Genomic DNA, 13,876 nt, shown 5'->3' with positions numbered 1-13,876 from the left:
GTCGTGGAGCGCCCATATTAGTTTGGTTCGATTGAATGTATCGGGAGCGAGCGGTCGAGTGCAAAGAAGGCAGCTTCAATCGATTTATGGTACCCGCGTCGCTTAGGTGAGAGGTCCCAAAACGGAGCTAGGGCTATCCTCTATTCGCATTCCTAGTGATGAAGTAGTGCAGACGAGAGCGCACGGTTGTTGCTGCATAGTTTCCATATGATGCTGGTGATTGTTCGAAAATCAAAACAAACAATTCAGCCATCGTGCCTTTTCGCGCGTGAATCGTCTCTTTACACTGCTGTCATTAACCGACTCATGAGGAGATGACATGCAGGCCTATACCGATTCCGCGGATGTGGTGCACTTCATTGGTGGCAAGACCGAGCGCGGAACTGGCGACCGCGCTCAACCCGTGTTCAACCCCGCGACTGGCGCAGTCGCGCGCCGCCTTCTGTTGGGCGAAGCGGCCGACGTGGACGTTGCCGTCGCGAGTGCCAAGGCAGCGTTTCCGAAGTGGCGCGACACGCCACCGATTCGCCGCGCACGCGTCATGCTTCGGTTCCTCGAACTGATGAACCGCCATAAGGAAGAACTCGCGGCAATCATCACAGCGGAGCACGGCAAAGTGTTCGCCGACGCACAAGGCGAAGTGGCGCGTGGAATTGACGTAATCGAGTTCGCCTGCGGCATTCCGCAATTGCTCAAGGGTGACTATACGGAACAAGTCTCGACCGGCATGGACAACTGGACCGTACGCCAACCTCTCGGCGTGGTGGCGGGCATTACACCGTTCAACTTCCCCTGCATGGTGCCGTGCTGGATGTACCCGGTCGCAATCGCTGCTGGTTGCACGTTCATCCTGAAGCCCAGCGAGCGCGACCCGTCAGCATCACTCTTCATGGCGCGCCTTCTCAAAGAAGCTGGATTGCCCGATGGCGTGTTCAACGTCGTGCAAGGCGATAAGGTGGTTGTGGACGCGCTCATCTCACACCGAGATGTGAAGGCTGTGAGCTTTGTCGGCTCGACGCCGATTGCAAACTACATCTATGAAACCGGCGCGAAGCACGGCAAGCGCGTGCAGGCACTGGGTGGTGCAAAGAACCACATGGTTGTGATGCCCGACGCTGACGTTGACCAGACTGTGGACGCGCTAATCGGCGCAGGGTATGGCTCTGCCGGGGAGCGCTGCATGGCGATTTCCGTTGCTGTGCTGGTAGGCGATGTTGCGGACAAGATTGTTCCGCGCCTTGCGGAGCGCACACGGCAACTGGTCATTAAGAACGGTATGGAAGCCGACGCGGAAATGGGACCTATCGTCACACGCGAAGCGCGTGACCGTATCGAGGGGTATATCAACACCGGTGTCGAAGAGGGTGCGGTACTCGTTGTGGATGGACGCGGCCTCAAGGTGGCTGGCCATGAAAATGGTTTCTTCACGGGTGGTACGCTGTTCGACAACGTGACGCCCGAGATGCGTATCTACAAGGAGGAAATCTTCGGGCCGGTGCTTGCCTGCGTGCGCGTGCAGGACTTTTCGGAGGCCGTCCAGCTTATCAACGACCACGAGTTCGGTAACGGCGTTGCTTGCTTCACACGTGATGGCAACGTGGCGCGTGAGTTCGGTCGCCAAATCGAAGTGGGCATGGTCGGCATCAACGTGCCTCTTCCGGTGCCGATGGCGTGGCACGGCTTCGGCGGCTGGAAGCGCAGCCTGTTCGGCGACATGCACGCGTACGGCGAAGAAGGCGTGCGCTTCTACACGAAACAGAAGTCGATTATGCAACGCTGGCCTGAAAGCACCGAAAAGGGTGCTGAATTCACAATGCCTGTGGCCAAGTAAATCGCGTCCAGTGTCGGAGCAATCAGCTGATGTCGCCATAAGGCGGTGATGCCGCTGTGCAGGGAGTTCCCCTGTGTAGCGGCGTTTGCTTTCTTCTCGCGTTCATACTTACCAAATTTTTTAGTGTCGGCCTTGTGCTATCCAAGGCAACCGCAGTGCGCAGTGGCAACGCACAGGATAATGATTGGTCGTTAAAGGCAAGGAGTACCTCATGGACACGCAGAAAGCTGAAGCGCTTTGGACGAATCTGCATTGGCTCAATGTGCTGGCGTCGCAGGGCAGTTACACGGCCGCAGCGACTCGCCTCGGCGTAAGCAAGGCGGCCATGAGTCAGCGTATCGCGGAACTAGAGCGTGTAGCCGGCGTAGCGCTGGTGCAGCGGACGACGCGCAGCGTGCGTTTCACGGAAGCGGGAAAGCGCCTCGTAGAGGACACTCGCGCGCAGTTCGAGCACATCGCGGCAAGCTTCGCGAGCGTGAAAGAAATGTCCGAAGTTGCGAACGGTACCGTCCGCGTTACTGCGCCAGTCGCATTTGCACGACAACAGCTCGTTCCCCAACTCGCCGAGTTTGCGCGGGCAAATCCAGAGGTGCGTGTTGAAATCGAATTATCGGACCGACTGACCTCGATTGCCAGTGAAGGCTTCGACCTAGCCATTCGGCACAGTGCCCATGTGCCTGAAACCCATGTGGCTTGGAAGCTCTGTGAGACGCGCTCGGTGATTGTTGGCTCTAAGACTTACCTTGAACGACGCGGTATACCCGAAACGCCCTCGGAGCTCGCGCAGCATGCTTGCCTCTTCTATCCGCGTACGTTGGGCTCAGGTGTATGGTCGTTTGAGAAGATTGGTCGGCGTGCAGAGCTATCGCGCGTTAGCGTGACGGTAAATGGTCCGGTTTCCGCCAATAACAGCGAGGTGTTGCGCGATGCGGCACTTGAACACCTGGGTATCGCTCTATTACCAGACTTCAGTGCGCAAGCGGCATTGCAGTCTGGCAAGTTAAAGGTGCTGCTGCCAAATTGGCGTCCGGTCGGAACATTTGCGTCACGACTGCATGTCGTCCGTCCATATGGGGCACATGTACCTCGCGCGGTAACACTGTTCGCCGATTTCTTGCGAAAGACCTTTGGGGGTGGCTTTCCGCTAAGCTAAAGAACGGTGGAATTGCTTTCGATTAGCCAGTGAAAAGTGCTTGGCATGCGCTGTGTTGTGATATGGGCAAACAACTTCACGTTGGGGGCCGGACCCGTGCTTCCCCGAAACGGCGGCACGAACCTTACCATTGTCCGCAGCACATGCGTACTCCAGCGATAGCCGCAGGGCCTTCTATTGACGTAAACGATGCTCGCGCCTGCTCAGACGTTTCGTGGTTTGAAAAAGACCCTTTAGGAAAAAGACTCTTTTTACGTGTTCCTCAGACCACCCTCTGCCGTGTAAAAAGACTGCCATCCAATCGATGGCTTTGACGTCAGAGCAAGCTTCTCATTCGAAGAAAGAACTTAAAGACATCTTTAGCTAGCGAACTTATATTTCCGCCGCGACGGCATGTCAATATGCTGTCCCACTTGGACATCCGGGTGCACTAACCGTGGACATCAACCCATGCTCGTGCCCAGTCAAGTCCCGCCTGTAGCGCTTGCTCGTCAGTATCAAAATAGCCAAGAACGCCTGACGTCTCGACCAGCTTGCCGGTCTGGGTAATCGTACCGCTCGCGGCGTACCTTTCTTGCTGAAGAATATCTACCTGCTGCAGAATCGCATGACCCCAAACGCTGTACCCGTTATAGCGCTCTGAGCCCATCAGCGCCGGACCCTTGCCGATGCCCCGCGCGAGCTCACGCGAAGGACATTGCCCTCGGGTGTTAGCTGGTGCGGAATCTCCGACATGTCTGGCTCGTTCGCTGGGGCGACTTCTTGCATGTGGCGTTCGTGCGCCACGAGTTTCGGCGCTGGCATCAGCGCGCGCCGCGCATGCACTTTTACCGCACGCGGAACCGCATGACGATGACTCGCGAACTTGTGCGCAGCCCTGACGTGCCGAGGCGTGGTCGCACGTGCCTCCGGCGGATTCCAAACTTCCGTGTACGTCCCAACGGCGAACGCACTCGGCGCGGCGGCGGCCACCAGTAAAGCAAGTCCAATTTTCTTCACAGCTTCTCCTTACTCGCAGTTCGGTTCAGTCATCTGCAGCCGAGACCTTACCTAGAGCGCGTGATGTAGCACCAAACCCTTGGTCAGTGCGATTGGTGCGCAAACGGATTGATTGGTTGGACCTTCTTACGGTCCTTAACGCGCGCCAGCATCTGGCATCGATTCCACCCTGCAACCATCTGCTCGAGCCCGCGCACGACGTTCGATTCCATAGCTTGTACCCCCGCATCGCCATTGAAGTTGGCACTGAACGCAGTATGGAATCGATACTGGAAGTAGGCTGAGACCTCCGAGATGCGCTCGTGGCTATCGGAGTCTGTGAAAATCACGGATTCGGGCGAAAACGGGTCACAGTGGATTACGTTGGGATAATCGGTAGCCACAGCCACACGCGGTTCTTCACTGACAAGCAGGGAACCGAGCACCTGGATAGACCCCTTCATCCCCTTCGGCGTTTTGAACACCCAGATGCGCTTCGGCAATCGCTCTGCGAGTTGCACGATTTTCGGATTGTTGGAGCCAAAATAACCGACGTCGCCGTTCTTGAGATTTTGCTCAAACTTCTGCCAGTAGTAAAAAATATCCATTCGATGCCTGTCTGCTGATGCGCCGCCTGGGCGAGGATTGGTCAAGGCGAGAATGTTACAAGAAGTCGTCGGCAATAAGCGGCGCCCTGCGGGAGCTGTCTATGCAAGCAGACAAAGTCGCGGCGGCAATTCACAAGGGGCCAGACGTCGCGGCTCCGGGTCCCCGCGATGCTAACCGACGGACGTGCAACGTCACAGTCATTCCGCTGGCGACTTCCCGGCGATTCGCTACCGCTAAAAGCGTTGGGTGTTGATTCCAGCTGTCTTCAACGTAGCGTCAATCATCTTCAGCTCCTCGCCGAAATCGAGCAGCCACTCCTCGCCGTCACACCTCACGGTCATGCCGTTGTGCATCGAAATCAGGTGACGCGCCTTGAATAAGGCATCGACGAGCTTCGATTCGCGTTCAGCCTCCCGAACCCATTCATCTGCTCTCACGAAAAACCTCCTATGAGCAATAGAAGCGAGATATGAGGCCGAGCAAGGTATGTTGCGCGGCCCTTTTCCCAAATAAAAGTGACAGTTCACGTCTACGAATTTGCGTGTACGATACTGTATAAATATACAGGTTTTCTCGTGCGCTATGTCCACCGCTACCGTTCCGGCCGAAGAGATACATCCGTCCTTGTGGCGGGCGTCGCAGCTCGCACGCGGCCGTGGGCGCGTCGTGGAAACGGGCTACCCGGCGCTGTCTGCAGAGTTGCCCGGCGGTGGCTGGCCGGTCGGCGTGCTCGTCGACCTGCTGGTGCAGCAAGCCGGTGTAGGTGAACTCCGATTGTTACGCCCCGCGCTCAGTGCGGCCGGTAAACGGCCGGTTGCATTCGTTCAGCCGCCGCATACCCCTGATGGGCTGGGCGTGAGCTACATCGGTCTCTCCATCGAGCAGGTGCTGCGCATCAAGGCGCAGAAGACCGCGGATGCACTCTGGTCGGCGGAGCAAATTCTCCGTGCAGGTAGCTGCAGTGCGCTGATTTTTTGGACGCAATACGCACAGGCTTCATCGCTTCGGCCTCTACACCTTGCGGCGCAATCGTCCGAGACGCTGTACGGAACCTGGCAATGTCAGGGTGAAGTTCGCCACCTCGTCGCGCAACGGCTTGTCGACATGTCGCACCTGCTTGGTGACTTGATTACTGCGAGCCGGAACTTCTGCTGACCGCCGGCACGAGCACCTTTTCGAGTAACAACGGCATTTTGGCTAAGTGCTGCTCCCATCCGCCTGCAGTAAGACTGGAGCCCTCGTTCCCATGAATCGGGACACCACGCTGCCGGCATAGAATGCCCCTGAGCTATTCACCACTCTGAGGGGCTGACATGATGGAAAAGGCGGGCGCGAAAGTTGTGAAAGGCGGCGGCGAAGCAGGCCAGTTCGATGGAGAATGTAATGACGTTCGGCAGGCAACGGGTGCCCGGTGCGCTGCGGTCGTTATCATCGAAGGCGATGCGGGCTCAGGATATTCCGTCGTAGGACCACTCGATGCGCAAGTTTTGCTGCCCGATATCCTGGAGCAGATAGCGTCGACCTTGCGTGGGCAGCTGTTCAAAAATCTGCAATGAGAGCAAAGCGCATGGGACCGTTAGAGGCAACGGCAGTGGCCGGACCCGTCGACTTCCTAGTTTTCTTCCTCCCTCGTGGTCATGTATTCTGAGAAGGTTTTTTCAAAGGTATCGTTGGAGGCGCTCAGTTTCTGTAAGGATGCTTTGAAGCGGTTCCAGGTAAGCGGTCATTTTTATGCAGACTTTGGGCGGATGGGCAAAATGGCTTATCCCGACTGCATCGTTCAAAGGACGGAGGGCATCAGACGGGAAAAGGTGAACCAAAGTCGACCGCTGAGCGGTTCGAGGCGGGTCGTGTAATTGATGAGGGTTGTTCGCGGGCTATGGCCGCATGTGTGGACATGATTGACGCTGCCGGTGCCATTGGCGTCAGGGACGAGCCTCACGCAGTGCGCGACGCACTGCCGCGACTTCATGCGGCTGCGGCCGCCGTATTCGAAGAAGTGTCCCGGACGATGCAACATTGAGCTACCGCTGACTCTAGTAACCGATGTAAAAGAATATCCGTTCACACCACCGTCAAGTTCGGTAACCGACGAGCCGCTGGAGGTCGTGGCGGCGAGACACGACCGGCGCATTATTCCTATTAAGCCGGAAAGCATAGATGCCTGGCTCAACCCTGATGCGTCAGACATGGCGACGCAGTATGCGATTCTTGATGACAGGGACTGTCCATACTACGAGCATCGGCTGGCTGCGTGGCCGCTGGCCCACAACGCGATAACGCGATTGCGCCTCACGTTCACCTTCGGCGCAATCCGGTTTAGCGAGGTGGTTGAGCAGTATCTCCACCAACGCGTCGGAAACTCTTGGACCTTGGGCCGCTCGAGTTGGATGCTGAACGGGCGTTGCGCGCTTCCTTGCTGATAGTCTCGAACTGCGCAGCAAAGTCGGGATGCCGCTCGTTCAGCCAGCAAGACACATGCTCATTGCTTACAAGCGTTGCGACATACGCAGCCGATACCGTGAGATGCAGGTGCTCAATGCCGTACCTCTCATCAGTTTGAGCCACGGTGGCCTGAAGCGTAGCCAGTTCCCGTTCGAGTTTGCCGAGCTGCGTCATCACCTCGTTTTCCGATTTTTTGCGGGTACCGGGACTCTGTTCGAGTTGGTCTGGTGGCGTCGCAGCCACGATGGCACGCGCGAAAGCTGAAGTGAAGTTTCCCTGGCCACACATAAGCTCCACCGCCTGCAACTGCCGCAGCGGCTTCATTCGCTTCAGGGTATTGAAGGTCGTCGCCGGACATGCCTTGTCTGCGAGCAGGGCTGCGGCCTCGCCGGATATCCCGTCCAGCAGCTGCGCCCGGCGCTTGACCGTACCGATGTCGATTCCCAGTACCAGGGCAATCCGCTCCCGTGGGACGCCACGTTCTATTGCCTTGGCAATCATGCGTGCGTCCTGCGCCGAAGTCAGCCGGCTTATATGCTTGTTGTACGTATACGCTTCATCGTCAGTCGCGACAAGACACAAGACTTCTGTGAAATTCAGGCGACGAACAGCTTCCACTCGCAACCTACCATCGAGAATCCGGAACTTGCCTTCGTCGTCTGCGATGCGCGCGACAATAACTGCTTCGACAAGACCAACGGTAGCGACGGAAGCCAGAATCTGCAGGAACTTCCTACTCGATATGACATTGTGGGGCAGGGGCCGTGATGAAACCAATGCATCCAGCCGCAACATTGTCGGCTGGCGCTCAAATGCTGCCTTGAGGGGCTGCCCGGTCAACTGGACCATGATTGTGCCTCCGCCCTGATACGCTGGTCGAGCACGCGTGGGAGTGTTGTGAGTCCCTCCTGTTCGAGAAGGCCGATGAAACCTTCTTCGCGCATCAGCTGACGAAGGGCATGAACAATGAACAGCAACTGCGCATGAGTAACCTCGACTTTCTTTGCAAGCACTCTTTGCCGGTCGCTCTCGCGCATATACAGACGACGTAACTGCTCGGGAGCCAGTTCGCGGGACCGGGGAGCGCTGGGGCCCTTGAAAACAGGCAGCAGCTTGCCTCCTGACCTTCCACGGCGGTCAAGCAGCTTACGGACTACCGCAAGTTGTCGCCCTTTCAACGTTCCATCTTCGTAGGCTTCAACCAGTGCAGATTGCACCTCTGTGTCATCGGCGCGCGCGATTTGCATCGCGATAGCTATGGGGATGCTCCCGGCCTCGACGGCTGTTATAAGCCGCTCTTCCCCGCGGTCGAGGAGAAACATCAGGCTTTCCAGATAAGCAACGGACAAGCCTACCTTCCCGGCAATGAGGCTGTCCGTGTATCCGCCTGTCCTGAGGCTCTGAATGTCCCTGAGTAACTCCAGAGTGGAATGATTCCGTCTCGCGATATTTTCGACGAGGCTCATGACGAGACACTCATCTTCGGCACTGTCGACAACATGTGCGGGGATGGTGTCATGACCGAGAGCCTGCACCGCTTCGAGTCGTCCCTGGCCGCAAACCAGGTCAAACACAGCCGTATCGTCGGAGGCCATCCGACGGCTTACGGTTATCGGTTTCTTTAATCCCACCGCCGCAATGCTATCAATAAGTGCCTGCTTTTGACGCCTGCTGCGGGTCCGGGGATTAAGTACCCGAATCTGGTGAATCTGGATGTCTGCGATTGGAATGAGGGGATTGGTTTCCATCGAATGCCTCCATGCGAGTCCGCGCTGTCAGTTCAAGCACAATCCTCTCGTCGGGGAACCGGAACATTTCGAAAGGTTCGCTACTGCCGCTGCGGATGGACAGCGAGAAATCGTAACCGGGCACCAGACTGCCCCGAGGAAAAATATAAAAATCGATTGGAGTTTCAAACGCGGAGTCCAACCTCAATACGACGAGAAGGTCGGGCGACGAGTAGGTTGGCCAGCGCACTCTCCAGCGCGGGCCACGGCGGTCGTAATGAAGAATCGGACGAACGGCGAATCTGATGACCAGTTCATCGTCTACCCGTATGGTAGTTTCGTCCGCGGAAATTTCCACGCGATGGCCCTGAGCCGTCAGGGCAGCGGTAGTCTTCCCAATGCACTCCTGCTGGGCGGCTCGGGATGCCCGGAAGACTTCAGGCCCCCCCATGTGATAGCTTGGCTCGTATCCGACCAGCGCGTACGCGTTCTTGATGCAGCCGAATCGTACGGAATACGTCTTTCCTGCGGGAAGTGCCCGGGCCCGGTCGATTTCCTTGGCGTTCACTACATCAGAGGAGCGCACGAACTCGCCCAATCTTTTCAGAATCTCGTCGTCGCTGAGGTTTTGTGTTCGGTTCGTCCGGATTCTCTCAGCGGCCTCGAACGTTGCGTGGTCAACGAGAGGTGGAAATGCGCCCTCCGAACGAGCCCACTCGGAGGGGGGATTCCTATGCCAGTTGGCATTGAGCTTCCTGGATGTCCTGGCGTAGACATTGGTCCCGACATATTTTTCGCCACTCAAAATTCCGGTGATGTTCTGTGGATTCCACGGACGACCGTAAGCATTGCACATTCCGAATGCGTTTAGCCGGCCCGCGATACGCTTGCACCCCACTCCCTGACAAACGTACCAGTCGTAAATGCGGCGAACAAGCGCGACTTCATGTTCATCACCGGGCGTCACGATAACTCTGTCTGTCTGGATGCTTTTGTGCTCCCGATGGTGCAAAGGACCTTTGACATTCCCATCGGAGTCGACCAGTACGCGCTGCAGGCCATATCCCGGAGCCGCACCTTGCCAGAAACCTCGCTCAGCAAGTTTGTATTGGCCGATGAAAACCTTGCGGGATAACTCACGACTGTATTCTCCGGCCATCGCGCGCTTGAGCGTTTTCATCAACATCGCCGCTGCGCCACCGTCGTACGAGAAGATTTCTGCACAATACACAACCTGTACGCCAGCCTGTCGGCACAGGTATTCGTAGTGTGCACTCTCATCGGTGTCCTGAAAGCGGCCCCAACGGCTGACGTCATACACAAGCACCAGACTGAAGGCATGTCCAGGAGCCTGTGCATCCTGAAGTAGCTGAAGCAGAGCAGGTCTGCCTTTAAGTGTCACACCGCTTTTTCCTGTGTCCTCGTAGGTGGCGATGATGGATATTCCCTGTATTGCGGCGAACTCAGCGATGGCCAGTTTCTGGTTTTCAGTTGAGTACTGCTGGTAGTCCGTAGACATCCGTACATACTGCGCTGCGAGCCTGCCAGCAAGGGACGTCAATGTTCCATCCGCTTGCGGCATTTCCATCTCCCGTCTGACGCGGTAATTAGTGATAGGCCTGTGGTAGCCCAAGTCAAGGAAGATAGATGCCGCATTCCGGCGTTTCAGTTGGGGCCTCAACCGCAAGACCCGCCAGTGCCCCGCGAGAACGCTAAAAGAAAATTCGCGCGCCGGTCATGCCCCAATGCGTCTGCCGCGTATGTGGTTACAGACATGAAGCTGAATCTGACTGGAAGATTGAGATTTTGCAGAAGGAGAAACACGTGAACGTGGTTCTGGAATTCCGCACACATCCAGCACAGGACATGTTCGTTGCGTGTCCTAAGTCGAGATGCCCGGAATCGGATGGACCGGATTCCTTGTCCTTTGCTGCCGCTTCGAATCAGCCACCACCAGAAATGCTGCCGCTGGCCATGACCGCTGTATCATCTTCATTGGGTCCACTGATTGCGTCAAAGCGTGAAGAATCCACTCAACCTCGACCTCCGGGCGCGAGCCGAACTGCTTGCCTATCTTGTCTCCTCTCACCTGCTCGCGAAGCAACTGACTGGCGAATGGCTGTCACATGGCCACGTCGTGGAGTCCACGACCTTGTGGCTAAAGACCAATGGTGGCGGCGCTGATGTCATGCAACGGGTCATGCTGTCGAGTCGCGCTCTGGAACTGGCCCGACAGTTGGAGACGGCACGATTGCCCGTTTTTTCGCGGCAGATGATTACCACGCTGTTCTGTGAGAATCTGAGGCTCGATTTTCGTTCAGAAATGGCGCGGACCATCTACCAGCACTGTTTGACCCACCTTGCTGGTACGCGGTGGTTTTAACGGGTCTGGATGCCTGTCGTTGGGTGTCTTCCTGCTTTGCCTTTGCGCGACACTGCGGGACGGGCAGCCGGCGAGTATGGGAGCTTCATGGAGCGCGCTGGCTCAATTGCAGAGTCCGCGGCCTTCGCCAGACGCTCAAGTACGACGGCGAACTCCGGATGGTGCGAGGAAAGCCAGGTTGTAACCACTTCATTCCGCATCCAGCCCCGCACATAACTGGCGGCAAGTGCCAGATGAAACAGGTCTCCGTCGTAATGCGAGCGCAGCTCTGTGGCTTCGAGTTGCATTTGAACAAGTCCCCGTTCCATCCTGGCCAGTCGGCCAGCGTAATCAGGGTGAGACTGTCGTCCCCGTGCATCATCGACCCTCTCACTGGATGGCGTCGCTGCCAGCAGGGCCCGAGCGAAATCTCCGCAGAGATTGTCTACTGCGGTCATAGTCTGGACAGCTGCCACCTGACGCGCCGGAGTCATCCTCGCGAGGGCCGCGACTGTCCGTTTCGGAAGCGTTTTCCCGGCAACCAGCGCGAACGCCTCCGCACAGATTTCGGACGGCTTTTCGCACCCGCCGCGGACAGTGCTTGAGCGACGTATGAACCTTGCAGGTTGAGCTTGGGTCATCAGTGTTGCTCCACGAGCCGTTGATGAAGGAGCTTCGGTATTGAGGTGAACCCCTCGGCGCGTAACAGCGCCACGAAGGCTGGGTCCGACAGCAGCTCCAGCAGGACCTTTGTCGTCAGGGTCGCCTCGCCGCATGTCGCCCTCATATGTCTGATTGTAGTTTGCTGGCGCGCACGCTCCAGCATGAGGACCTCTTTGGCCTTCGTCTCCGGTGTCGCGCGTCCACCGGCACGACGACGTTCAGGTCGAAGCTCTGCTCGGTTTGATTTGCCATCTTGCTTGAGCAGATTTGGCTTAATTCCAGAGGGACCGATGCCTGGTCGACGCGGGCGTATCAAGGGGCTCTCCCACAGGATGTCGTGCTTACCAGTGTTACCAGGGGGACGCTCTCAGCGATGTCAAGCAAGCGTGTCAGATTTGAATGCTGATACGCTTTGAAATGTGCCTGGCCGTGCCGGTAGATTACCGTGTACGCCCCGGGAACGAGGCTTCCACGCGGGAAGATATGGAAGTCGAGGAGCTCCGAACGCGCGCGCTCTATGCGGCCATATATAAGGAAATCGATGGGGAAACAGTTTGGCCAACGTGCGACCCAGTAGGGAATGCTGCCGCCTATAAGCCACGGACTGCGAACAACGAGCTTCAGTCTCAACGAGCCGTCGACACACATCGTATCCGTGTGCTTTTCGTATCGCACCTCGTGACCCAGACTTTGCAGAACTTCGATGGTCACGTTGGCGACCCGCTTTTCCATCCGGCGTTCGACCGAACGATTCTCAGAGCGGGCTGGGTCGAGGTTCGGTACGTAACCTATGGCCTTGTATGCCTCGTTCATGCCTCCAAACTCGCGCATTATCTGCTCGACAGATGGCGCGCTGCGGTAGTGCCTCAGTGTTACCTGGTTGAGCTTGCCTGCTCGTTTGATGACTTTGTGTAGACCGGCGGTAATCTCATCCCTCGTGGGCCTACGCCGGGCTCGTTCCATTTTTTGCTGAACAGCGGTGAAGATGTGCTTGTCGACGACCGGCTCAAACGCTCCCGGGACACGAATCCAATCCTTTTCTGGAACCCGCGCCCATGGACCGGCCAGTTTGGAGGTGGTGCGACTGTAGACATTCGTGCCGATGTACATTTCGTTGCGGAGGATGTTCAGAATGTTTTGCGCCTGCCACACTCGACCGAAGCCGTTGTGAATTCCGAAATCGTTTAGGCGCCTTGCTATGGCAGCCGCGGTGACTGGTTGCGTCGCGTACCATTCAAAAATCTTTCGAACCACTGCCGCTTCGGCACCGGGGGCCGGGGCGATGATGACGCGGTCGGTCTGAACACTTTTGTATTCGTACCTGTCGAGGGGGTGTCGGGCGTGATGGTCAGCGTCGAGAAGGATGCGGCGTAATCCGTAGCCTGGTGGACCACCGGTATGAAAGCCTCGTTCGACATTGAGACAGTGCCCCAGGAAAACCTTGCGGGACATCTCGCGACTGAACTCTGCGGCCATCGCCCGTTTTAGCGCCTTTAATATTGACGTTGCTGGACTTCCGTCGTTCTCAAAAGGCTCCGCAACATATACAACATTGACTCCTGCACGCCGGCAGGCATATTCATAGAATGCGGCCTCGTCAACGTCCTGAAAACGGCCCCAGCGACTGACGTCGTACACAAGCACCGTGGTGAACTTGCGCTTCGGGTTATCAACGTCCAACAACAGCTGGATGAGTGCAGGACGCTCTCGCAACGTTAAGCCACTTATGCCAGCGTCTTCGTACACACTGACAATGCGGATGTGATGGGCAACGGCATACGCCGCGATAGCTTGTCTTTGGAAGACGGGGGAGTATTCCTGGTGGTCCGTAGACATGCGTATGTACTGCGCGGCACGGACAGGCACAGATGGACTTGCTCGTCGACTCCGTCCGGAAGGCATTTGACATGTCCGGTTGCAGCACAGGTCAGTGATAGTGTTTTTGCAGGGGAAGTCAAGGAGAGTCGTGTCACAACGCCACAAGACCGAGTCTTGTGCGGAAGCGGTTGTGGTTCAAGTACGTCGTTCGGCCGGACCTAAGCTGTGTGCAAGTTGGAAGATGAGGACGTTGGCTTTTCGCAGCTCCGCGAATCACCGCCGTGACCGCG

Annotated in this window: 12 protein-coding genes and 2 pseudogenes; 6 read left to right on the top strand and 8 right to left on the bottom strand. The window is 57.0% G+C overall.

Annotation, left to right across the window (positions count from 1 at the left end; translation table 11 throughout):
• The first annotated feature begins 319 nt into the window (after positions 1-319).
• Both PQQ95_RS21130 and PQQ95_RS21125 read left to right on the top strand, forming a co-directional pair.
• The gene (locus tag PQQ95_RS21130) at positions 320-1,831 is read left to right on the top strand and encodes a CoA-acylating methylmalonate-semialdehyde dehydrogenase (RefSeq protein WP_408440190.1); all 1,512 of its coding nucleotides are present in this window, start codon (positions 320-322) and stop codon (positions 1,829-1,831) included.
• A gap of 211 nt (positions 1,832-2,042) precedes the next feature.
• Positions 2,043-2,984 carry a LysR family transcriptional regulator gene (locus tag PQQ95_RS21125; RefSeq protein WP_408440188.1) on the top strand — a complete coding sequence of 314 codons (942 nt, stop codon included), beginning with the start codon at positions 2,043-2,045 and terminating at the stop codon, positions 2,982-2,984.
• A gap of 430 nt (positions 2,985-3,414) precedes the next feature.
• Here the strand turns inward: PQQ95_RS21125 and PQQ95_RS21120 are convergent, their stop codons facing one another.
• From PQQ95_RS21120 to PQQ95_RS21110, 3 genes are all read right to left on the bottom strand, one after another.
• Positions 3,415-3,633 (bottom strand): hypothetical protein, encoded by a 219-nt coding sequence (locus PQQ95_RS21120; protein ID WP_408440185.1) that lies wholly within the window; start codon positions 3,631-3,633, stop codon positions 3,415-3,417.
• Positions 3,634-4,066: 433 nt separating this feature from the next.
• Positions 4,067-4,570 (bottom strand): hypothetical protein, encoded by a 504-nt coding sequence (locus PQQ95_RS21115; protein ID WP_408440183.1) that lies wholly within the window; start codon positions 4,568-4,570, stop codon positions 4,067-4,069.
• Positions 4,571-4,804: 234 nt separating this feature from the next.
• The gene (locus PQQ95_RS21110) at positions 4,805-5,008 is read right to left on the bottom strand and encodes a hypothetical protein (protein ID WP_408440181.1); all 204 of its coding nucleotides are present in this window, start codon (positions 5,006-5,008) and stop codon (positions 4,805-4,807) included.
• Between the two features lie 145 nt (positions 5,009-5,153).
• Here PQQ95_RS21110 and imuA point away from each other — a divergent pair.
• The 3 genes and pseudogenes from imuA to PQQ95_RS36610 all read left to right on the top strand — a co-directional run.
• Positions 5,154-5,618 (top strand): annotated as a pseudogene (gene imuA, locus PQQ95_RS21105) (translesion DNA synthesis-associated protein ImuA); the annotation flags it as partial.
• A 266-nt stretch (positions 5,619-5,884) separates the two neighbouring features.
• The gene (locus tag PQQ95_RS21100) at positions 5,885-6,127 is read left to right on the top strand and encodes a hypothetical protein (RefSeq protein WP_408440178.1); all 243 of its coding nucleotides are present in this window, start codon (positions 5,885-5,887) and stop codon (positions 6,125-6,127) included.
• Positions 6,128-6,649: 522 nt separating this feature from the next.
• Positions 6,650-6,826: pseudogene (locus PQQ95_RS36610) on the top strand (SOS response-associated peptidase family protein); the annotation flags it as partial.
• Positions 6,827-6,890: 64 nt separating this feature from the next.
• Here PQQ95_RS36610 and PQQ95_RS21095 read toward each other — a convergent pair.
• From PQQ95_RS21095 to PQQ95_RS21085, 3 genes are read right to left on the bottom strand one after another with little or no spacing between them, the layout of a single operon-like run.
• Complete coding sequence (locus PQQ95_RS21095) at positions 6,891-7,865, bottom strand: plasmid partitioning protein RepB C-terminal domain-containing protein (protein WP_408440175.1); 975 nt, start codon at positions 7,863-7,865, stop codon at positions 6,891-6,893.
• On the bottom strand, positions 7,853-8,764 hold the full coding sequence (locus PQQ95_RS21090; RefSeq protein ID WP_408440173.1) for a plasmid partitioning protein RepB C-terminal domain-containing protein: 912 nt from the start codon (positions 8,762-8,764) through the stop codon (positions 7,853-7,855). Before PQQ95_RS21090 ends, PQQ95_RS21095 begins: the two co-directional genes overlap by 13 nt.
• Positions 8,703-10,325: a recombinase family protein gene (locus tag PQQ95_RS21085; RefSeq protein WP_408440170.1), complete on the bottom strand. Its 1,623-nt coding sequence runs from the start codon at positions 10,323-10,325 to the stop codon at positions 8,703-8,705. The genes PQQ95_RS21090 and PQQ95_RS21085 overlap by 62 nt, the downstream gene beginning before the upstream one ends.
• A gap of 438 nt (positions 10,326-10,763) precedes the next feature.
• Here PQQ95_RS21085 and PQQ95_RS21080 point away from each other — a divergent pair, with 438 nt between their 5' ends.
• Positions 10,764-11,126, top strand: coding sequence for a hypothetical protein (locus PQQ95_RS21080; protein WP_408440168.1), 363 nt, complete (start codon positions 10,764-10,766; stop codon positions 11,124-11,126).
• Here PQQ95_RS21080 and PQQ95_RS21075 read toward each other — a convergent pair.
• Together PQQ95_RS21075 and PQQ95_RS21070 are read right to left on the bottom strand one after the other, a co-directional pair.
• A complete protein-coding gene (locus PQQ95_RS21075) occupies positions 11,123-11,746 on the bottom strand; it encodes a plasmid partitioning protein RepB C-terminal domain-containing protein (protein ID WP_408440165.1) in 624 nt (207 codons plus the stop codon). The two genes, PQQ95_RS21080 and PQQ95_RS21075, sit on opposite strands and share 4 nt — an antisense overlap.
• Positions 11,747-12,080: 334 nt before the next feature.
• Positions 12,081-13,604 carry a recombinase family protein gene (locus PQQ95_RS21070; protein WP_408440162.1) on the bottom strand — a complete coding sequence of 508 codons (1,524 nt, stop codon included), beginning with the start codon at positions 13,602-13,604 and terminating at the stop codon, positions 12,081-12,083.
• Positions 13,605-13,876 lie beyond the last annotated feature (272 nt).

The organism is Paraburkholderia caffeinilytica (assembly GCF_046030355.1).
Taxonomy (GTDB): Bacteria; Pseudomonadota; Gammaproteobacteria; order Burkholderiales; family Burkholderiaceae; genus Paraburkholderia; species Paraburkholderia caffeinilytica_B.
Note: the sequence above shows the minus strand (reverse complement) of the source record. Positions and strands in the feature narration are given on the sequence as shown.